Here is a 22,357-nt window from a genome sequence, read left to right as displayed (position 1 = left end):
TCGCTTGCCAAGCTGGGTTGAGCGATCTGTAATCCCTATCAGGGATTGAAATTTCCGCCACTATATGCAGAGGCTGATGCCTTCCTATAATCCCTATCAGGGATCGAAACGCTAACAAATCCATAATTCACCTCCATGACTTTTGAACCGATAGGCGAGGGTTTCTAACAGTAATGCAGACTGACCAAAAGCAACGGAATAGATGGCATTGCGATCATGTTGACCTGTTTCATCTAATTCATAAATTTGAAAGTGCATAGGAAGACGTAAACGTTTACGAACCTCAATCATTGGGATTGGCAAAACATAACTGACTAAGGGTTTTGTTCTCAGCCTTTTATTAATTTCGCTAATCCAACGGTTTTGAGGTTGCCATACTTGAATTCCTAATAAAACTTGAACTTTCCAAGCGTCTGCAATCGGTTGTAGATCTCCTGGGTAAGTCAATCGCCAATTTAAACGTTCTTCTCGATAATTATGCAATTTCATAAAAGCCAAACAGTATTCAAATCGACTTTTAGGTATCGGTTGCTTACGACGTTCTGCGGTTTGGTGAAGCGATCGCAAAAAAGCTTCTTTAGAGATTACTTCAATTTCTAAATTGCTGATAATTCCAGGTAAATCATAGGTTTTAAACCGATCAATTTCATGGGCTTCAGTTAAGTCATAAATACCACACTGAAGCGGACTTGATCCCCGAAAACTAGCTGCTTCATCCGCGATAGGATTTCCATCTCGACCAGAAAATTGTTGCCACTCACTTCGCCATCGTCTTAAGCAACCTGCAACTCTACCGAATTTTGTCTCAAAAACTTCTTCACACGCTGTTTTAAAGGCTTCTTGGCTTCCTGCATAACTTCGCTTAATGTAATCATTACCTAATCCATTTTTTCCACACAATATGACAGATTGAACCGCACCCCAACGAGAATAATATTTGCTAAAGTCATTAATCTTATAATATTTATCTTTCAAAATCTCGTTGAAATATTTTCTATCATAAGTTCCACCTATTTCTAACGGTGCTGATTGTTCTAAAAATAAACTACCGACTAGAAAATTGGGAGTTAGAGCATAAGCAGTGAAGTTAGTAAAGGCTATTTTTTTACCATCTTTTTCATAATCATCATGCCGTCCTAACCGTCCTAACCGTTGAATAAAGGTTCCGGTATCGGATGATTCAAAAATCAGAAAGTTAATTTTAAAGTCAACACCGACATCAATTGTGCTAGTACCTAAAACTAAATCAGTTGAAAGCGATCGCTCTTTTTGCCCCTTTCCTGATAAACCTGTATTTTCGCCAACTGTTAATCCATAGGGTTTAAGAAATTCAGTAAAAATTGGGGTTAATCGCTTGACAGCAGCAATGGAGTTGAGAATAATCGCTCCTTTACTCCCTGGATTATTTTGGAAATAATCTAAAATTAGTTGCTGATTGTCTTTTAACCAGTTTTCAGAAGCTTTTGTTGAAGGTTCTAATGAAATAAAATTCAGTTTAATTTCTCTGGATACTTTACGCCATTTTTGTGCCTCAAGTTCCTGACATTCTTTAATGGTACTTGGAAAAACATACTTATTTTGATCAATCGGATTAATTTCTACACACCGAAACCCAACTTTATTAAGGCGTGTGAGTAATTCTTGATTGGGGGTTGCTGAAAGAAATAAAAACTTTTTCTGTCGCTTCGTGTAACGAATTAATAACAAGGTATTGATCACACTGGCAATTTGAGGAGCATTAAAAACATGAAATTCATCAAAGATGAATAGATCAAAGTCTTCATCAATTCTTCCCCACAGCTTATCAGGGCTATCTTTGGGCATTAAATAAGCACCCCGATGTAAGTAGTGAAGAATATCTGGATTGCTCAGTAAAATTTCTCGTTGACTGGTATGTGTTTCGAGGACAGCACTTTTTCTCACACCTTCATTCTCAGCATAAAGTTCTAACTCTGCACCACTTAAACGACCAATGCGAGGTAGAGGAAAGGGGTTGAATTTTTCAACATAGCCTTGAATTTGTATTTCTTGATCACGAGCCAATTCATTTGTTGGATACTGCACCATTGCTGAACCGTTACCAAGAAGTACATCTAAACAAGCCGCCAATGTTTTACCATCCCCCGTCATGGCTGTATTGAAAACCACATCAATATTCGGATCACTCAACGCTTTAAAGGTTTCGGCTTGATGCCAAGCTAATGTCCAACCGGGCGGTAACGTCACCCCCTGCAACGGTTCTGACGCGGGACAGGAATAAACAGGCTTGAGTGTGATAGAGTAGGTATCCACAATTAAACTTTCCTGTTTGAGACTAGAATGTATTGACATCTACTACTATCACACACTCATCTATAAATTGCAAGTACATTTTGTAATTATTTTTGAAAATGCCCAGAAAAAAAGAAACCCTAACCCTGTCTGTCCCCCCTGGAACCAAAGAAAAGCTCGAAGACATCGCCCAACGCCTGGATATCAAATGGGGTGATAAACCCAGTGCATCGGGGTTAATTGGTGCGATCGCCCTTTCCCAACTCGAAGTCGGACAACCCTTTACCCTCGATGCCAATCAGGTCAAGGCATTAAAAAAAGCAACGGAAGTGTTAGTGGATTCGGGTTCTGTAGAGGAAGCTCAGATTTTATTATCCCTATTGGTCAACCGAGGCAACTTACAAGCTCCTTTGCGTCAGTCTCTCCTCCAAAAAGTCAGTCAACCCACTCAAGCATGGCGGATTTTAGTCGATCAGCAAATTGCCCGAAAACAGCCGTTTCACGTTGTTTATACCAACTCTCAAAAACAGCAAATGGAGTACACCGCCCGTTATGCTGAAATCTGCTTTTATGAGAAACGCTATTACTTACAAATATGGTGTGATGAAACCGAAGATAGCGAAGACGGGCCAGAACTCCATCACAATCGATGTTTGAGGTTAGACCGAATTAACGGAATTTTACCGATTGAGGGAGAATGGCGCGAATCGCTGGATTCTATAAAAGTGTACTTACACTTTAAAAAATGGTTAGTCAATGCCTATGAACCGAAACCGGACGATCTGGAAAACAAGGTTTTGGGTGAGGTGCGTCAGGTGGTGCGACGGGTTGTGAATCCGTTTTGGTTAATTCGGGAGGTGTTTCGCTATGGCCCAGATTGTGAAATTGTGGCACCGGATGCGGTACGACAACGATTTAAACAGGAAGTTACTAAACTTTATCAGCTATATCAAGATTAATCTCAATTCTGAGTGAAGGGTAAAATGGAGAATCAAAGATTATGGGTTAACATTACGAGGAGTTTCAAGAAGCTAGAACTCTAAGACACATCAGAATGATTTTCTATTCTTTACTCGGAACGTAAAACCTTCTCAAAGGGTTGGGGACGGCTGAGATAGTAACCTTGAGCGTAGTTAATACCCAGAGCTTTAACGCTTTGAAAAATCGCTTCAGTTTCTACATCTTCAGCAATGGTTTTTAATCCCATTTTTTGGGCTAAATAATGGATCATTTCAACAATGCTTCTATCTGTTAAATCATTCAGCATATTCCGAATAAAAATCCCCGGAATTTTGATATAATCTACAGGCAGATGTTTGAGATAAGATAAGGAAGATAATCCTCGACCAAAATCATCCAAAGTAAAGTAATATCCTAAACTTTGAAGATAGGTAATTAAATCAGAAGCAATTTCTAAATTAGATAAAGCAACTGTTTCATTGATTTCAAAACAAATCACTTCAGGAGAAATATCTAATTGTTTTAATTGTTGATGAATCCTACTAACAAAATCAACTTTATTGATACTGTGTCGCGATAAGTTAATCGCAAAAGAACTGTTATTGAGTAGGTCAGCCTCAATTTTAGCTAAGGATTCCAGAAGGTTCTCAACCAACCAACGATCCAGATCAGGTAGTAAATAATATCGTTCCGCCACCGGAAGAAAAACTGAGGGAGGAATCACCCGACCATTGGGATCAAATAATCGTACAGAAACTTCATAATATCGTCGAGAATCAGGTTCTGCTAAAGAAATAACATCCTGAAGATATAAAGCACAACGATTATCTGATATTGCATTTTCAATTAATTGAATCCATTCAACATCACTGGTTAATCGAACGAGTTTAGGATTATCTGGAGTAGGAGATGGATTCCGATGAGCTTTCCAATCGGAGGAAAACATGGTTAACTAAAACTCCAGTAATAGTAAAGATAGATGCAACAATCACGAACTCTATTGATGATAGTAACCCTTGAAGGTGAACGAGCGATGAAGGGTTGATGAGAAAAAATTCATGCAAATTCACTTAGTTTTTAGGGAACCTCAATTGAGCAATAGAGGCATCTTTTTATCTGGAGCTAAAGTTTCTCCCAACAGACTCTACTTAATAATTTTTTGGGACAGAACAATTCTTCCCATATCGATTTGCAGTGCGACACCTGTTGTGGATGCTGGTTTAGAGCTTAACCAGTTGACACCAAACTGTAAATGAAGAGCCAAGGTCACAAAAGCGGCTAACAATAATTTTTCTAACATGATTAACTCCCCCCTAAATCACTTTCTGATCGCACCCTATTCTCTACCTATATCTATAGTAATAAGACAACACATCCTGTCTGTATGATTCCGTACAATCTGTATTTATGATATAATTCACATAAAATTGGTGATTCAAATCACAACAGGTTTCCATTGACAATGGACAGTGGCTGTTAACTGCCTACAGCCAACACCATTCCCTAGATTCTGTTAACCGTTAACAGTTAACGGTAAAATAACTCCATAACAGGTTCCTTGATAGAGTGGGAGGGAAAAATGCTGGCGTATATCCTAGCGATCGCAGTGGGTTTAGGAAGTTTTGCCCTTTATATGGCGGCCTTCTTCTTTCCAGAAGTTCACCGCAAAAGTGATTTTGTCTGGAGTGGAGTCGGATTGTTTTATGCACTGGTGCTCTGGGCCTGTGCTGGACGAATTACAGGGGCCGTGCTTTTAGGCCAAGTGGCGAGTGTATCATTATTAGTTTGGTTTGGATGGGAAGCTCTGATGCTACGCCGAGCCGGAACCCCTGTAGCCCAACAAACCCCCATTCCGGCGGATGTTAAAGAACGACTCAACAGCTTTTTAAGTCCTCAACCTCCGGTGATTTCACCTCAATCTAAACCCCCGGTCAATATTGTTAATCCTCCTCAACCTGCATCTAAAATTAATCCTGTTATTCCTGAACCCCCTGTAGAAACCCGAGGGGAACCCAAACCTGAACCAGAAATCATTGCAACCGCTCCTGATGTCGCAGCAGTTCAGGATGATATCGTTGTAGAGGAACCCCCGATTTCTGCTGTCACTCCCGAAGCAGAAGTTTCTGTTGAGGAAATCGCAGTTCCCCCCAGTGTTGAACCAACTCCCTCCCCGGTAGAAACACCTCAGAAAACAAAGGAAAAAACCCCGATTTCTTCAGGAAAAACGCCGTCAAAAACCGTTGCTAAACCCCAGAAATCTATCCCAGAAATTGCTGGAATGGTATCGGGTTGGGTTGGTAACTTAACAGGATTATTCAATAAAAAACGCAAAGTCAAAACCCCGAAACCGACAACTACAGCTAAATCTTCTAAACCTGATTCTGCGCCCTCGACTTCAACGGTTGTGGAATCAACGCCATCGAGTCAGGCTGATTCTGTAGCCTCAGAATTTGCAGAATTTGAAGATATAGAAACAACGGTTTCTTCAACCCCTAATGTTGCAGAAGTTGTTGGAATTGAAACCGAACCCTCAACAGAACCAGAAGCGACGGAAACCGTTGAGAAACCCACACCTTCACCCTTTGAACAAATTTCGACACCCCAGGTGGAAGTTGTAGTTGAAATTACCGCAGAACAGGTGAATCTTATTATTGAAGACACCCAGGAATCTGTGGTTGTCGATGTCGCAGACTCAGAAACCGTTGAGGAAATTATTATAGTGTCCGAACCTGAAACGTCCGCCGAAGTCACTGAAGCTGAGGAAACCACCCCTCCGGCTTTGGTTCGTCCCCATCCTCCCAACCCAGATTTAAAAGCCGCAGCCCAAAAACCAACGGACTCTAATTCTCCTTCTGAATCAAAACCGGAATAATGGCAAATTGGCTTTGTGTAAAACAATGTGGGGCGTGCTGTCATCTCGACCCTGGCGAACGTCCTGACTTAGAAAAGTATTTAACCCCAGAGAACTTACAACTGTATTTAAGTTTAGTCGGGGAAGATGGATGGTGCATTCATTTTGATGCGGAAGCCAGAGAATGCAAAATCTATGATCAACGCCCTCGATTTTGTCGGGTACAACCGGATGTTTTTCAAGAATTATATGGCATCGAACCGGAAGAGTTAAACGATTTTGCCATTGATTGTTGTCAACAACAAATTGAAGGGGTGTATGGGGATTCTTCCCCGGAAATGGAGCGTTTTAATCAAGCAGTTGAGTGCTAACCCGAAAAGCGTTCCTCGTTTGTCTATTGCGGGATTGGGGAAAATATGAAAAGATTATGATATAGTCTTGCTCAATACCCCGACCCTCAACCTATGAGTTCATCCCCTATCCTTGTTAACGTTCAGGAAGACCGACTGACTACATCCGCTAGTTCTGCCAAAAAGACCAATCCCTTTCAAAATTTAGTCAGTCCCAAGACTTGGAAAATTTTTGTTTCCACTTTTATTACTATTTTTTTAGCAGAAATTGGAGATAAAACCCAACTCACGACTTTATTAATGACGGCAGAATCTCATGCGCCTTGGATTGTTTTTGCAGGTGCAGGAAGTGCCTTAGTATTAACCAGTTTATTAGGGGTTTTACTGGGTCAATGGTTAGCTACACGCATCTCTCCCCGAACCTTGGAACGGGCAGCCGGAAGCAGTTTATTATTGATTTCTGCATTATTAATTTGGGAAGTTTTACACTCATAAAATTAGAATAAATCTATGGATTTTCAATTATTAGGATTGAGTTTTATCACGGTTTTTTTATCAGAATTAGGGGATAAAAGTCAAGTAGCAGCGATCGCTTTAAGTGGAAGTACAAAATCCCCCCGTCCGATCTTTTTGGGTACAGCCGCAGCCCTATTATTAGCAAGTTTTTTAGGAGTCATGGTGGGACAAGGGGTTGCAGAAGTTTTACCGACCCATCTTGTTAAAATTGCTGCTGCTATTGGGTTTGGAGTTTTAGGAATTCGGTTACTCTGGTTTAATCAAGGGGAACATTCAGAAACCGATTTTTCAGAGTAGCATCGCCAACATTAATCAGTCTGATTTAAGAGATACAAATTCATGTATCTCTATTTTTTGATTGGCTTTCAATTCTTCTTAAAAATTTATCCTGAATTCTAGGAAATAAAAGTGCAAAATTAAGATAACTAACCGATTTATCAGTCGCACTTCGGATGTTCTGGATATGTTTAAAAAAATTATTAATTTTGTCAGTAATGTAATTTGGCCTGTTGCTGAACCCCTCATTTTCACATTTTTTCCCCAATATGAACCTTTATTTAACACTATTCTGCCCATTGCAGAACCTTGGGTTCAGAAATTATTAGAACAAAACCCTCAAATTACTCTGAATACAGCCCCAACTTTGGAAGTTAAACCCAGTCAAATTCTAACCGATATTAATATTTTAAGCAGTTATAAAACCCTAACTCAATTATCAGGACAATCCTCACAATTATTTATATTAACAGATGATATTGACGTTCTAGCACCCCCCAACACGTTTAATTTCCCACAACAACCCAGTGGCTTGATTTTACCAGAATGGACAATCAATAATCCAGGCGGAATATTAGCCTTAGCAGGAGATGATATTTTAGTCGGTTCTAATCAAACCGATGTCATGAATGGAAACACAGGAAATGATCAATTATCCGGTGCAGAAGGCATTGATTTACTTCGAGGCGGTCAGGGAAATGATACCCTCAAAGGTGATAGTGGAAATGATATTATTAATGGGAATCGTGAAGATGATTTCTTAATGGGAGGGGATGGAGAAGATTTATTAAGAGGAGGAAAAGGAAAAGATAGTTTAGATGGAGGTGGGGGACGAGATATTTTAATCGGAGATTTAGACTTTGATATTTTAACTGGGGGTACGGATGCTGATATATTTATTTTAGGTGCAAACCCCGCAGAAGTTCCTCTAAACCCCACTCAAGCCGATTTAATTACTGATTTTAATGCCGTAGAAGGCGATAAAATTTTGATTGTTGCTAATCTAACCTCCGAAGAACTTACCTTGGAAACTTTTGATCAAACTGCCAATTTCCTACTCGCCACTGGAACATCCCAAGGAATTATTATTCGTCAAACAACAACGGGAAATATTTTCGGTGTTGTCGCTAATACCACCGATATTAATAGTGTTAAAAATAGTATTAATATTGTTGATATTAGTGATAATTTGTTAGGAATTGGCTAAAAAAAACAATTTCTTCTAAACGTGTAGAATAGCCCCCGGACTAACTTTAGCGTTGCATCCTCAGAGAAGTTGTTAAATTTTTCTCTCACCCCTATCAACAGCGAGGCAAATTTCAGGTACAATCAATCAGGATAGCTGAGGATGAATCATGAACTGGATGCGCTACATTGCTGTTGCTTTAATTAATGCTTTCGGTGTAGTCGTTGGAATTATTTTAGTTCCCGCCCCTCCAACTTTCGCTCAGTCCGCACCAACGGATTTGGATTTAGAGTATCACATTAACGATTCAGGACTGCAATTGCAAGGGTTTGAAACCGATACTCGCAAAAATCCTAATTTTGAAACCATCGAAATTACACCGAAATCCTTAGCTGAATTATATCAACTGCGCGAGCGCATTCAAGCGGAATTAAAGAAAATCTCAAATCCTCCCGATATTAATAGTAATTTAGAAGCTTGGGAATATCAACTGCAACTCAAACAATATGAAACCTTAGTTAAAGCAAATCGTCAAGTTGAAACCCAAATTAAATTTGAAGAAACAACCCTAGAAACTTGGAATCAAGCGATTAAAATCGCTACGGAAGCGGCAACCTTTGGTAAACAACCCGAAACCCATACGGTTAAAGATTGGGAAACAGCACAACAATTATGGGTTCAAGCCATTGATACTTTAAGAAAAATTCCCAGAGAATCTTTTTTAAGTGCTAAAGCTATTGATAAAATTGTAGAATATCAAGGGTATTTAGCGATCGCTACTTATCAACGAGCGTTAGCCCAACAATCCCAAAAAGAACAACCTGAAAAACCGCAAACGATTTCCCCCATTTCCACCGCTAATCCTCAATTTCCAGGGTTTAAACTGTATGGAGATACAAACCGAGATGGTGTTGTTAATGAAGTCGATGAACAACGCCCAGAACAATGGTCTTTATCCGTTGGGCCGTTAGTCTTATTTAATAATGATGATGATGATCGTGATGGCTTACCCGACTGGCGAGAAAAAGGGGTGAATGGGGCTGAAGATGAAAAGGATTTAGCTATAGTTCATTTTAAAGTCTCTCAAGATTATAACGGTTCAGAATTATTGATGAGTGTTGATGAAGCAGCAAGACCTTATATTAATTTATTCCAAAAAACCTCAACCGGATGGAAAGCCGTTGATTTATCCGGTACAACCCCTTTAGAATTTAGTTCAGATATTATTTTAGGGGTAGAAGCGAAACAATTTGCCAATCAAAATTGGTCAGGTTTAATTAATTTAAAAGCCACCGCCCGTAAACAGGGAATTATCATGGCGACAGATACCATTTCAATGGGTGTAGCCCCTTGGATTATGTCTCCCAATACTGCACCGGTTTCTGAAGTTCATATTAGCGATCGCGGTGACAATCAAGCCATTGTTCAAGAGGTAAAAACAATCGTTGAAAAAACCGGAGCTAATGTTAAAGTGACACCAGGGGCAACCTTATGGATGAAAGGAACTCAAGAAATTGGTTATGTTCAATTTCCGAATACTGAAGGTTTAAAGGAATATCCCGTTGTTTTAAAAGGAAACCGGAGTACAGAAAGTGATGATTATGCTCAATCTTTAATGAATCAAAATTTTGGCTGGTTTGAAGTCGGTAAACCCCGCCAATTAGATGTATTTAATCAATGGGCAGATTGGTATAATAATTTAGCCGTCACTCCCGCTTTACCGAAATATCCATTAGGCAGAATTTATTATGGTACAGCCGATAATGTTAGTTTAAATCCCGAAGTTCTTGAATTTTTAAAAGCCCAAAAAATTCAAGGTGATCCCGTTGCGATTGATACCTCTTGGTTAATGGTGCGTCATGTCGATGAAATTATTAATTTTATTCCCAGTCCCTCCGGTGAACCTTTAATGTTAATTGCCAGTCCAGGGGAAGGCATTAAACTCCTCAAAGACCTGGAAAAACAAGGCTATGAAGGAGCCGCAATTAATCGAGAATTAAGCACTCAAACCACTGTCAGGGCAGCTTTAAATAATCAATTATTGATGCAACATAATCAGAATTTACAAAAGCAAAAAATCGATCCTCTAATTAATCAACTCAAAAAAGAATTTAATCTGAGAACTGATCAAATTATTGAAATTCCGGCAATCTTTAGTTATAGTGGGTATGCGTGGTGGCCGAATTTAATTAATTGTGTTTATGTGAATGGTGAATTATTAGTTTCTAATCCCAAAGGGCCCTTAATTGATGGGCGAGACTATACCCAAGAATATTTTAAACGCCGGGTTGCCGTAGCTGGAATTAATGTTGATTTCCTAGAGGATGATTACTATCAAGAATTACAAGGTAATATTTACAGTGCCACAAATACCACTCGTCTCGGAAATGAACAACCCTTCTGGCAAGATATATCTACCCCATAATCATTAAATTTTAGACTCAAAATAGCCCTACCTTGCTTCCCATGCTCTTTTTTCCTACCCCAACTGTCCCACCTCACCCCCCTGTTCTTGCCCTATACCCATTCCCTGCTAATATAGCTACATCAGTTTCTCACCGTTGGGGAAGTGGCCCGTGCGTATTCCACTCGATTATTACCGAATATTAGGCTTACCGATTCAAGCAACTCCTGAACAACTTAAGCAAGCGCACCGTGATCGCACTTTGCAACTTCCTAGACGGGAGTATTCTGATCAGGCGATCACCGCACGCAAGCAATTGATTGATGAGGCGTATGCAGTTCTATCGGATGCCGATCAACGTCAAGCTTATGATATGGGGTTTTTAGCCAAAACCTACGAACCCGAATCAGAAGTTAAAACTCCCACTTTTGGCAAACGTGTCGCCAGCCAAGGGACGGCGTTAGAACCCGTCATCGACTCTCACACACCGAGTATTGAGATCGAGGATAAACAATTTGTGGGGGCTTTATTACTGCTCCATGAATTAGGGGAATATGAATTAGTGGTGAAATTATGTCACCCCTATCTTAGTAATGGCAGTATTGGCCTCAAAGATGGTCGTTTTGGTGATCCGGCTCTGATTGTTCCTGATATTATATTGACCGTTACCTCAGCCTATTTAGAATTGGGTCGGGAGCAATGGCAACAAGGACAATATGAAAATGCGGCTTCTTCCTTAGAGGCTGGACAAAATCTATTACTACGAGAAAGCTTGTTTGCCAGTTTGAGAGGTGAAATGCAAACGGATCTCTACAAACTCCGTCCCTACCGGATTTTAGAATTACTCCAACTACCCTTAGAAAAAGCCACAGAACGTCGCAAAGGATTGCAACTCCTGCGGGAAATGCTTCACGAAAGAGGTGGCATTGATGGTCAAGGGGAGGATCAATCCGGGTTAGGGGTCGAAGACTTCCTGCGGTTTGTGCAGCAACTCCGTCGCTACATGACCACCACTGAACAACAAGGGTTGTTTGAAGCCGAAGCTCGTCGCCCCTCTGCCGTTGCCACCTATTTAGCGGTTTATGCCTTAATTGCCCAAGGCTTTGCTGAAGCTCAACCCGCCTTGATTCGCAAAGCCAAATTAATGCTGATGCAGTTAGGACGGCGGCAAGATGTGCATTTAGAAAAAGCCGTTTGTGCTTTATTGTTGGGGCAAACGGAAGAAGCTAGTCGTTCTTTGGAATTAAGTCAGGAACGGGAACCTATTGCCTTTATCCGAGAAAATTCCCAGAATTCCCCTGATTTGTTACCGGGATTATGTCTCTACGCGGAAAGTTGGTTACAAGATGAGGTCTTTCCGCATTTTCGGGATTTGCTGGATAAGTCGGTTTCTTTAAAAGATTATTTTGCTGATCCTCATGTCCAAGCTTATCTCGAAGCCCTACCAAATGAAACGGGCAGCCCTTCCAATGAGTGGGTTGTGGTTCAGCCTCGTCGTCCTGGTACACCCTCAACTTCCGCCTCCAAGTCCACAACGTCAAAATCCAGCCCAACCCCCACAAATATTCAACTGACCAACACGTCCCTAGAGTCTCCCCTGACAACGGGATCTCCTGTGAATTCGGAAATGTCAGGAGTTCAGGTTAACGAATCCATTGCCCCCCTCTTGTCCGCCCCTCCCCCTCCGAGTATTCGGACTTCCGTTGAAACAAGTTCTGCCTCAACGTCGTTACAGGGAAGTCGTAAACCTGAATCTTCCCGTCGCAGTTCTTCCACATCCAAGGAAACTCCGCCTTCTACGGTTCCTGAACCTACATCATCGGGGACTACCCCGCCCACCCCAACACCAACCACTGCACCTCCCCCAGCGAATAGCAGTAGCCTCCGTCGTATTCAACGGAAAAATGATGCGAGTAAATGGCGTCGGTTGTTAATTCTGGGTGTAGGGGGATTGCTGGGGCTTTGGTTACTGTGGTTTTTACTCTCCCTCGTTTTTGGAGCCTTAGCAGATGTTTTGGGCTGGTCTGGGCCGAAATTGAAAGGGGAACAAGCAATGGTGCAGTTAAACCAACCTCCCTTACCCATTCCCGAACCCAAACCCGTAACCGCAGAACCCGAAAAAATTACCCCGGAAGTGGCTGAAGCCAAACTTAACCAATGGTTGTCGGTGAAATCGGCGGCTATGGGGCCTGAACATCAAGTCGAAGGATTGCGACAAATTTTAGTTGATCCAGCCCTAGCTCGTTGGGTGGGGATGACAGAAACAATGAAACAAGACGGTTCCCATCGCACCTACAAACATAGTGTGAAAGTTACTGAAGTGCAGATGGATCAAGCCAATCCGAATCAAGCTGTTGCTTATGCGGATGTTGATGAGCAGGCTCAATTTTACAGCCAAGGTCAACTCCAAAATACTGAAAATGCTTCTTTGCAAATTCAATATCGCTTTATTCGCAAGGATGGCGAATGGCGAATTGAAGATTGGCAAGTAATCCGCTAATTTATTTCCGATCCCGGTTTCCCTCTTTGATCCCAAAGAGGATTTTTTTTCCTCAAAATGTCAGGGTTTCATGACATAATGATCCCCAAAACCATTAAAACTGTGTATATTTACTCATCAATACCTCTAGTTACCCCTTGACCAAATTCAATATTTTCTGCAACATGGTCAGTAATCAAGCGATCCCCATGATCCCGAAGAATTTCTACAGAGTTATCCATCTGCTGTTTAAACCAATGGAGATCACCCTTTTATGCCAAAGGAACGTCCACCTTTAGAAGATATGACCCTCCGGCAACTCCGCAAGGTCGCAAGTGAATATGGCATTTCTCGCTATAGCCGAATGCGTAAATCTCAGCTTTTAGAAGCTATTCAAGAAATCGAAAGTCAAAAGTTTGGAACCCCTAATCCATCACGCGCATTGGAGGCACAAGAAGAAGTGGAAGTCGCAAAGTTTTCCGTCGTCAGTCAAAACTATCAGATCGATGATTCCTTATCCTCAGTAGATGAGGGGTTAGTGGATTTACCGATTGGATATGGTGACAGCCAAATCGTCATGATGCCCAGAGATCCTGAATGGGCCTATGCCTACTGGGATGTCTCTAACGAACACAAAGAAATGTTTCGGCGTCAAGGTGGACAACAACTCGCTCTACGGATCTATGATGTTACCGATATTGAGTTAGAGTCTCAAAGTCCCCACAGTATTCAAGAATATCCCTGTGATGAATTAGCACGGGAATGGTATTTACCAGTTCCTGTCAGTGACCGCGACTATGTAGTTGAAATTGGTTATCGCTGTGTTGATGGCCGTTGGTTAGGATTAGCGCGTTCTGCTGCAACTCGTATTCCTCCGGTTTATCCCGCAGAATGGATTGACGATCAATTTATTACCGTTTCTTGGGACGAAGAATTACAAGGGAAAACCTTTTATGAATTCCCTGTCCCCAGCAAAACCTATGTTCTGGCTGGGGTTCACGACGATTTATTTGGGTTATCCAGGGAAGCAGAAGCCAAACGCATTGCCGGTTCTCTGTTTGGTTCCATGCACCAAGTCGTCAAACCCCAAGAGACTGTGAGTTCCTTCATCTTCCCTTCGGGTGTGGGAATGTGGGCTTCTGGAGTGGGTGAAACCCTGTCCGGTGTCGGAATGTCCGGTGTTGGACAAATGATGTCCGGTGCGGGTATTGGGCAAATTATGTCCGGTATCGGAATGTCGGGCGCAGGTTTGGGTTATACCCAGTCCGGCGGAGGTTACACCACTTCCGGTGTCGGGATGTCCGGCGCAGGTTTAGGTATTGGTCAAACCCTGTCTGGTATCGGGATGTCGGGCGCAGGTTTGGGTTATACCCAGTCCGGCGTAGGTTATACCCAATCAGGTATTGGACAAATTATGTCCGGTGTCGGTATCGGTCAAACTATGTCTGGTATCGGAATGTCCGGGGTCGGTTTAGGTTATACCCAGTCCGGTGTGGGCTATACTCAATCCGGTGTGGGCTATACTCAATCCGGTGTGGGCTATACTCAATCCGGTGTGGGTTACACTCAATCCGGTGTCGGTTACACTCAATCCGGTGTGGGCTATACTCAATCCGGTGTGGGCTATACTCAGTCTGGTGTGGGTTATACCCAGTCTGGTGTGGGCTATACTCAATCCGGTGTCGGTTACACTCAATCTGGTGTGGGTTATACCCAGTCTGGTGTGGGCTATACCCAGTCTGGTGTGGGCTATACTCAATCTGGTGTCGGTTACACTCAATCTGGTGTCGGTTACACTCAATCTGGCGTAGGTTACACTCAATCTGGTGTAGGTTACACTCAATCCGGTGTAGGTTACACTCAATCTGGTGTAGGTTACACTCAATCCGGTGTAGGACAAACCATGTCTGGTGCTGGAATGAGTATGTCCGGTGCGGGATTAGGCTATACCATGTCCGGTATGGGAATGTCCGGTATTGGGATGGGTTCTTCAATGCCACCGATACGTCCTCGCGAGTTCTGGTTAGTCGCTGATGCTGAACTGATTATTTATGGTGCGACCGAACCCGATGCAAACTTAACCATTGGCGGACGCCCCATCAAACTTAACCCCGATGGTACATTCCGGTTACAAATGTCCTTCCAAGACGGTTTACTCGATTTCCCCATTTTCGCCGTTGCTGCGGATGGAGAGCAAACCCGTTCTGTTCACCTCAAGTTTGTGCGTGAAACCCCTGAACGTCGCACTAACACGAAAGAAGAAGCAATACCTGAATGGCTGCACTAATTTCAAATCAAAATGTTAACAACTTAATGCTTTAAAATGATCAACCCCTCACTGCTTTTTGAGGGGTTTTTCAATAACGAATCATCGTTGAATGAATCGAATTAAGAGAATCAAGCATTTGATTGAGTTCAATCCCTAAAATTGTATAATCTTTTAAAATTTGACGGGTAGGGGTATAGTTTTGCTCTCGTGCAAACTCTTGTAGGCGAGTTGCTTGTAAGGCGTGTAAATGGTTTTGTATCGCTTGGATAGAAGGTTCAAAATTGGGTAAGGCTGGCGGTAAAGTTCCGGTTAAAATGGCATTAACTAATTGATCAAAAAATTGATTCACTTGTTCAACAAAAGTGGCTAATTCAGGATGGGGTTCAGTCCCTGTAAAATGTTCTAATTGTGCTAATAAAACACTGACAGAGCGGCTAAACCGATGCAAATAAATTAATAAGGTCATTTTCGGTTCGATTTCCGCAGTGGAGGTATTGGGATCACTACTTAACTGCTGTAATGCCGCTTGAGCATTAAAATAAGCTAAACGGGTTTTTTGTCGTTGTTTGGTTATTCGGTTTAAATCATCGGGTGCGGTTCCTAAATAAACTGATAAAACCGTATTAAAATAATCATTGGAGGCTGTAATTGCCTTAATTAATTTAGCGGATAGCTGTTCTTTTTCCTGGGATCTAAACAACACAAATGCACCGACAAATGCTAACGCAGCACCTACACAAGTCCAGAGAAAACGAACCATTGCTACTTGCCAATTTCCCCCATCTTTACTCATTTCTAATCCAATGGCAAAAATAGAAATAAAAAATACAGCTAAACCATAATGAAAGGGAACTAAAGAAAATCCCAAAATAATAGAACCCAAATTAATACTTTCTAAAATTAATGGATTGGGAATACTTATCCAAAGAATAGGCGTAATGATTGAGCCTAAAATTGTTCCAAACATTCGATGGAAAAATCGTTGAAACGTTCCACCAAAATTAGGTTGTAGGACGACTAAAATTGTGATTGTTAACCAATTTCCCTGGGGAAGTTCAGCTAGACTATAAATAGCAACCCCAATGGTTGTCATAATTCCTAACCGTAACCCATGACGAAAAAAGCTAGAATCTAAGGTAAAGTTATCTCGCAAGGGTTCTAACCCAGAAATAATTTTAAATGGGGATAAAGTTTCCGTTTCTGCGGATAATATTTTGGCTTTTTGGGGGTGATTAATCGATTGATTTTTTCTAATTTGAGTGAGGGTCTTAGCTGTACAATCTAATTGACGAATAATCGTTTCTAAGGTTGAAACAATTCGTTCTATAACTACTAAAGCCGGATAATCTTCAACCTGATTGCCAATCGTTTGTTGTTGTAGTTGTTTTTGTTGTGCGATCGCCATTACAATACGTTTTAAATTAGAACTATCAACAGAAACCGATTGATTCCATAAAAGTTTAATTAAATTTTGACAAAATAAAGCTATTTTCTCCAAAGCATCATCAACTAAAAGACCAACGGTGATAAATTGGGGATCATGTTGATGAAGTTGGACTAATTCAGTTAAGGTGACAATGGATGTAATTAAATGATCAGCATCCTGAACTAAAATAATAACCGCTTCCCCTAATGGCGTATTTCCTAACCTTAATTTACGGTTTAATGCCCAGGATTGACGCGCATTTTGTAAAGTTTCTCGAAGTTGACTCACCCGTTTTAATTCTTCTGTCGGAGAACAATTTTTACCCGGATTAATATAATCTGCAATAGCTTGATAACATTGACTAATAGATTTTTTTAAGGGGAGATAGGGATTTAACGGCCAAATTCCTAAACATAATATCATTGTCCATCCTCCCGCCATCAGACAAATTATCGCTCTTTCACTGGCAGTTTCCCAACCTCCAGCAGGTAAATATAAGGTTACTAAAGTAAATAACCCAATCACAATTCCCGACAAAACTCCAGGATGTCCAAATAAAGCAATATACCCGGCAAAAAATAAGCTAAAAAATGTTAATATTAATTTTAAAAATAGGATATTTGAAACTAAGGTTGCTAACGTAACTAATCCCGTAGAAATTATAATCGTAAATAGTAGAGAAATTGCCCGGGTTGAATAAAATCCCCCCGCATCACTCAGAAGAAAAAATAAGCTATCAATTCCGACCGCAAAACCGACATCAGGATGACCTGTTAATTGTCCAACGGCGAGGGAAACCGATAATGCAATAGTTAATCTTAATCCCCTTGCTAATTTAAGATTACCACTAGGTTTGAGAAGAAAACGAAATTGTTTGTCAGCCAGAATTTCAGTCATAAAAAAATGTTATAAAAATTGACTCATTAACGTACATTCCCAAACTAATCGCGGTTGAACATAATTTAATAAATATTTTCGAGCTTTTTCTAACTGTTTTAAAAATTGATCATCAATAATTCCCTTTTTTTGTTGGTTTTGCCAATCACAATGTTGTAAATAATCCACTAACCACAATTGTCCTTCACTATCCAAGGTTTGACTAATTTCTTTAGCCAACTCTAAAGCTGCTCTTAAATTAGAGGGGGGTTTTTTAACTTTATTTAAAAATTCTTCTGGAATAGTTTGTAATTGTTGCCAATGAGAAATCGCTTGTCCGGGACTTCCTTGCGCCATTGCTAAAATTTCAGGATGGGACAAAATATCGGTTAAGTTTTGTTGTTTTAAAACCTGCTTCATGCCTTCATCTGTTAACCGATAAAACGGGATTTTTGCACACCGAGATACTAATGTTGGTAATAACGAATCAATTCCCGGTGCAATTAAAACAATCGTTGCTTTCCCAGGTTCTTCTAACGTTTTTAATAATCCATTGGCGGCGGATTCTGCCATCGATTCTGCGTGTTCAACTACTACTATTAATCGAGATGCTTCTAAAGGAGGACGACTTAAAAATTGACTAATTTCTCGAATTTGTTCAATGCGAATTTGAGGTGGTGCTTTCCGTTTCACTCCCGCTTCTGCGGCTTCTTTTGCAGACAGACGTTTTCCCTGATGTAAATAAGTGGGTTCTACCCAAAGAATATCCGGGTGATTTCTTTGTTGAATTCGAGAACGAATTTGTTTTTCATCAAGTTTTTGATCAGGATTTTGACAAAATAAAAATTCAATAAAACAGTTCGCTGCTAACGTTCGACCAATACCATCCACCCCCGCAAATAAATAAGCGGGAGCAATACGATTTTGGGCTACTACTTGTGTTAACAACTCAATAGCAGGTTGTTGTTCAATTAACCGAGCAAAAAAAGTATTCATTTGGTATTAATTAAGCCCTGAATCCCCATTCTATTAATTTTTGACTTAAAATCCATTGAATTTTTTCGGTCACTTCGTCAACCTTTAGAGTTCCATCAATGGTTATAATGCGCTCTGGATAAGTTTCAGCTAATCGTTGAAATCCCTGCTTTACACGCTGATGAAATTCCAGAGTTGCTTGTTCCATACGATCCATTTTGCCTCTAGCGCGAGTTCTGGCAAGTCCTAGTTCCACATCCACATCTAACCATAACGTTAAATCACTCTCTAAACCTTGGGTGGCAATTTGATTTAATTGTTCAATTAAACTCAAATCTAAACCTCGACCATAGCCTTGATAAGCAATAGTTGAGTCTGTGTAGCGATCGCATAAAATAATCGTTCCCTGATATAATAACGGTTTAAGAAACCCCTCAACGTGTTGAGCGCGATCGGCAGCATACATCAACAATTCTGCCCGATCTTGAATCGGTTCTTCCCCCTGATATTCTAATAATAAACGTCTCAACTCTTGGCCTAAGACAGTTCCCCCCGGTTCGCGGGTCATGACCACAGGTGCATCCGTCACGGTTTGCAACCAAAGCTGAATCCTCTGCATTTGAGTTGTTTTTCCGCCCCCTTCAACCCCTTCAAAAACAATTAATTTTCCCCGCATCGGCTGACAGCCTCCCCCTGAAATCAATAATGATCGTCCGATATTTCAAACCTTCTCTAAATATGATAAGGTCTATTCCAGACCATGATGTTGAAATGGTTTAATCACTGAGGTTAAATTTACCCTCAATTTTTTAGACTCAAAATTGCCTGTTGCACCTCTGGAGTTCTCTATGGCCCGCTACACTGGATTTTTTATTGTTAATGTCGGGATTGAAGATCTACGACCGATGATGATTGATATCCTAGAATCTTGTAATCTGGAGATCACTTATCAAACCCCAAGCTCAATTATTGCACGGGAAGCTTTAGGGCAAGTCACCGTACAAGAATTAGTTATTGCTGAGGTGGTGTTTGATACGGCAACTTCGACGGTTAATGAAACCAAAATGACCGTTTATATTAAAAATGAAGCTTTAGCATTACAAAGTACCAATCATTGTCGCGGAATCTTTGAACAAGTGAGTCAATTAATTATTGATAACCGTCACTGGGTTTTGTTAGAAAGTATTGCCTTATAAGAAGAAGAGACGCGCCTTTGCACGTCTCTAAATTTTACTGAACTTTAAGCAAATACTTTCCTTTTCCTTTGCTATCATAGGCATTAACAATCACCCGATAGGTTCCTGTTTTCGGTAACGTAACTGTAATTTGAGAATTGGAATTATTTTGATTAATATCATCATGTTCTTGCAGTAATTGATTGTCTGGGGTATAAACCGCTAGATAAGTATCAAACTCAGAACTTTCTAAAGAAATCGTAACTTGTTGACCTTGTTGTCCTTCAAAGGTGTATTCATCATACAAACTTTTATCCGAAGGTAAAACCTTATCTCCTTCCTGCAATTCCCCTTGCTTATCTAACAATATTGGATTAGGAGTCGGTGTCGGAGGTGTTTCAGTAGGAGACGGTTGAGGAGTTGGGGTTGGGTTGGGTGCAGGTGTTTCTTCAACCTCCGGTACAGGACTCGGACTTACTGAAGGCTGGGGAGTCGGTGTTTCCTGAGCTAAAACGTTTTCAGGTATTAACCCTCTCCAGGGTTCAATTTTAGAAATATTCAGAACATTCAACAATGGTGTTTGAAGGAAAACCAATACACCCATTGTTGTTGTCCAAATTAACATTTTTTGCATAAAAAACCTCAGCGTAGCGGGGAACAGAACCAGATTTCACCTCAGCATTAGTCTATGTCAATCCCCCCTATTTGGGTGATGACTTGAGATAGAATCATGCAGGAGTTAACGAACCGTTAATAAATATTGACCTCGACCCGTTTTATCATAAGCATTGACAACTACACGATACCGACCCGTTGCAGGTAATGTAACTCGAATGGATGAGTTTTTCTCTGACCGACTCGCATCATCATTTTCAGCAATTAAGTTTCCCTGGGGGTCAAATAATGCTAAATAGGGATCAAAATCCCGACTTTCCAAACGAATCAAAATAGACTGACCTTGCTGTCCATCAAAGGTATATTCGTCATACAAACTGCCATCGGATGATAATACCGAGTCTTTATTTTCTAATTCTCCTTCTTGATTTAAAATCAGACCTTTTGTAGGATCATTGGGTGAAAATGCAGTTGCTTTCAACTTTAAACGATAAGAACCCGATTCTCCCGCTTCGTAGGAATTGACTAATAAAATATAAGTCCCATCCGTCGGTAAAGTGATACTAATTTTGGCATTTTTCTCTCCCCCACTATCATCATCTTGAGCTAATTCACTTCCATCTTCACTTAACAAAATTAAATAGGAATCAACCTCCTTACTATTCATTTCAATAGTGACTTGTTGACCCGCTTTTCCCGTAAAAGCATAAACATGATAAAAACTATTATCAACGGGTAAAACTTTATCTCCTTGTTTCAAGGTATCTGTAACTTCCGGGCCGTTTAATTCAATTTGTTTAGCATTTTGAGTTTCAAAAGCCGGAGTTTCTGGTGGAGCGGTGCGAGGTGCCCGTCCCTCTCGAACAGCTTGCAAAAATGGGGGGACTTTATCAACGGAAATCGCAAAACCAATGCCAATATTACCCCCCCCTTGACCCCGTGTAAAAATCGCTGTATTCACCCCAATTAATTCCCCAGCACTGTTGAGTAAGGGGCCACCCGAATTACCGGGATTAATGGCGGCATCGGTTTGAATTAAATTCCGCTCTTTATCCAGGCGGCTAACAATTCCCACCGTTAAGGTGTTTTGGAATTGACCAAAGGGGTTACCAATAGCAAAGGCCCGTTGACCGACTTTCACCGAATTCGGACTAGCGATAGGAATAGTCGGTAAATTGCTCCCATTGCGAATTTTCACAACCGCTAAATCAAGTCCATCTTCTCCAAAAGCTATGACATCCGCTTCTAACTTACGGCCATCGGCTAAGGTAACGGTGACAGTTCCGCCACTAGAGACAACATGGGCATTCGTTAACACTAAACCATCGGGACTAATAATCGTTCCACTGCCATTGGTTTTTTCCGTATCGATGGAAACGACAGCCGGACTAGCCTTTTCATACACATGAATATTGGTTTCTTCTTCCGTTGCATCTTGAGCCAAAATAAGGCGGGAATCACCTGAATTGGAGATAAAATCGGCAGAGGGAACTGAGGATTGAGGTAAAATCGAAATTGTTTTTGATAAACTGGCGTTGGCAACCGGGACATAAATCAAGGCTCCAACAGAGAACAGTCCAAATGTTGCAAATCTCAAAAATAAGGAATTCATAGGTCTTTGTTTCTGGCTGGCTATCCCACCTTAAGTATACTTTGTTTAAAATGTATCTTGCTTCTCTAAGAGAAACCCGGGTTTCCATCTGTATCCGATGACCCGTTCATCAAAAG

At 40.9% G+C, this 22,357-nt stretch carries 18 protein-coding genes; 10 read left to right on the top strand and 8 right to left on the bottom strand.

Translation table 11 applies throughout. From position 1 onward, the window contains the following. Positions 1-111: 111 nt before the first annotated feature. Positions 112-2,331 carry a type I-D CRISPR-associated helicase Cas3' gene (gene cas3, locus PL9214_RS11500; protein ID WP_186440342.1) on the bottom strand — a complete coding sequence of 740 codons (2,220 nt, stop codon included), beginning with the start codon at positions 2,329-2,331 and terminating at the stop codon, positions 112-114. A 59-nt stretch (positions 2,332-2,390) separates the two neighbouring features. On the opposite strand from cas3, the gene PL9214_RS11495 reads away from it, so the two are divergent. Next, on the top strand, positions 2,391-3,230 hold the full coding sequence (locus tag PL9214_RS11495; RefSeq protein WP_072718953.1) for a helix-turn-helix transcriptional regulator: 840 nt from the start codon (positions 2,391-2,393) through the stop codon (positions 3,228-3,230). Between the two features lie 110 nt (positions 3,231-3,340). On the opposite strand, the gene PL9214_RS11490 is transcribed toward PL9214_RS11495, so the two are convergent. Further along, positions 3,341-4,177, bottom strand: a complete 837-nt coding sequence (locus tag PL9214_RS11490; protein ID WP_072718952.1) for an EAL domain-containing protein — start codon at positions 4,175-4,177, stop codon at positions 3,341-3,343. A gap of 198 nt (positions 4,178-4,375) precedes the next feature. Continuing rightward, positions 4,376-4,531, bottom strand: a complete 156-nt coding sequence (locus tag PL9214_RS31210; RefSeq protein WP_186440341.1) for a QAALIT motif small membrane protein — start codon at positions 4,529-4,531, stop codon at positions 4,376-4,378. Positions 4,532-4,810: 279 nt separating this feature from the next. Here PL9214_RS31210 and PL9214_RS11485 point away from each other — a divergent pair, with 279 nt between their 5' ends. The 8 genes from PL9214_RS11485 (at position 4,811) to PL9214_RS33050 (ending at position 15,580) form a co-directional block, all read left to right on the top strand. After that, entirely contained in the window at positions 4,811-6,103 is a 1,293-nt protein-coding gene (locus PL9214_RS11485; protein WP_072718951.1) for a Ycf66 family protein, read from the top strand. Continuing rightward, positions 6,103-6,453 carry a YkgJ family cysteine cluster protein gene (locus PL9214_RS11480; RefSeq protein WP_072718950.1) on the top strand — a complete coding sequence of 117 codons (351 nt, stop codon included), beginning with the start codon at positions 6,103-6,105 and terminating at the stop codon, positions 6,451-6,453. The genes PL9214_RS11485 and PL9214_RS11480 overlap by 1 nt, the downstream gene beginning before the upstream one ends. 93 nt (positions 6,454-6,546) lie before the next feature. After that, positions 6,547-6,927 carry a TMEM165/GDT1 family protein gene (locus PL9214_RS11475; protein WP_072718949.1) on the top strand — a complete coding sequence of 127 codons (381 nt, stop codon included), beginning with the start codon at positions 6,547-6,549 and terminating at the stop codon, positions 6,925-6,927. 15 nt (positions 6,928-6,942) lie between these two features. Next, positions 6,943-7,245: a TMEM165/GDT1 family protein gene (locus PL9214_RS11470; RefSeq protein ID WP_072718948.1), complete on the top strand. Its 303-nt coding sequence runs from the start codon at positions 6,943-6,945 to the stop codon at positions 7,243-7,245. A gap of 166 nt (positions 7,246-7,411) precedes the next feature. Then, a complete protein-coding gene (locus tag PL9214_RS11465; protein WP_072718947.1) occupies positions 7,412-8,431 on the top strand; it encodes a calcium-binding protein in 1,020 nt (339 codons plus the stop codon). A gap of 148 nt (positions 8,432-8,579) precedes the next feature. Next, positions 8,580-10,835, top strand: a complete 2,256-nt coding sequence (locus tag PL9214_RS11460; protein WP_072718946.1) for a protein-arginine deiminase family protein — start codon at positions 8,580-8,582, stop codon at positions 10,833-10,835. A 151-nt stretch (positions 10,836-10,986) separates the two neighbouring features. Continuing rightward, complete coding sequence (locus PL9214_RS11455) at positions 10,987-13,314, top strand: IMS domain-containing protein (protein ID WP_072718945.1); 2,328 nt, start codon at positions 10,987-10,989, stop codon at positions 13,312-13,314. A gap of 253 nt (positions 13,315-13,567) precedes the next feature. Next, on the top strand, positions 13,568-15,580 hold the full coding sequence (locus tag PL9214_RS33050) for a DUF4912 domain-containing protein (protein ID WP_072718944.1): 2,013 nt from the start codon (positions 13,568-13,570) through the stop codon (positions 15,578-15,580). Positions 15,581-15,650: 70 nt separating this feature from the next. Here the strand turns inward: PL9214_RS33050 and PL9214_RS11445 are convergent, their stop codons facing one another. Genes PL9214_RS11445 through tmk form a run of 3 tightly spaced genes read right to left on the bottom strand, consistent with a single transcriptional unit; the run spans position 15,651 to position 19,515 of the window. Beyond that, positions 15,651-17,885 carry an FUSC family protein gene (locus tag PL9214_RS11445; protein ID WP_072718943.1) on the bottom strand — a complete coding sequence of 745 codons (2,235 nt, stop codon included), beginning with the start codon at positions 17,883-17,885 and terminating at the stop codon, positions 15,651-15,653. A gap of 9 nt (positions 17,886-17,894) precedes the next feature. Next, a complete protein-coding gene (locus PL9214_RS11440; protein WP_072718942.1) occupies positions 17,895-18,860 on the bottom strand; it encodes a DNA polymerase III subunit delta' in 966 nt (321 codons plus the stop codon). A 10-nt stretch (positions 18,861-18,870) separates the two neighbouring features. Next, positions 18,871-19,515 carry a dTMP kinase gene (gene tmk, locus PL9214_RS11435; protein WP_072718941.1) on the bottom strand — a complete coding sequence of 215 codons (645 nt, stop codon included), beginning with the start codon at positions 19,513-19,515 and terminating at the stop codon, positions 18,871-18,873. A 172-nt stretch (positions 19,516-19,687) separates the two neighbouring features. Here tmk and PL9214_RS11430 point away from each other — a divergent pair, with 172 nt between their 5' ends. After that, positions 19,688-20,035 carry a hypothetical protein gene (locus tag PL9214_RS11430; protein WP_072718940.1) on the top strand — a complete coding sequence of 116 codons (348 nt, stop codon included), beginning with the start codon at positions 19,688-19,690 and terminating at the stop codon, positions 20,033-20,035. 34 nt (positions 20,036-20,069) lie between these two features. Here the strand turns inward: PL9214_RS11430 and PL9214_RS32275 are convergent, their stop codons facing one another. Together PL9214_RS32275 and PL9214_RS11420 are read right to left on the bottom strand one after the other, a co-directional pair. Continuing rightward, complete coding sequence (locus PL9214_RS32275; RefSeq protein ID WP_083579977.1) at positions 20,070-20,648, bottom strand: PPC domain-containing protein; 579 nt, start codon at positions 20,646-20,648, stop codon at positions 20,070-20,072. A 105-nt stretch (positions 20,649-20,753) separates the two neighbouring features. Continuing rightward, positions 20,754-22,241 carry a DVUA0089 family protein gene (locus tag PL9214_RS11420; RefSeq protein ID WP_072718939.1) on the bottom strand — a complete coding sequence of 496 codons (1,488 nt, stop codon included), beginning with the start codon at positions 22,239-22,241 and terminating at the stop codon, positions 20,754-20,756. Positions 22,242-22,357: the final 116 nt, after the last annotated feature.

Origin of the sequence: Planktothrix tepida PCC 9214, from assembly GCF_900009145.1 — a bacterium.
In the GTDB taxonomy this organism is placed as follows: domain Bacteria; phylum Cyanobacteriota; class Cyanobacteriia; order Cyanobacteriales; family Microcoleaceae; genus Planktothrix; species Planktothrix tepida.
This window is presented reverse-complemented; position numbering and strand designations above follow the sequence as displayed.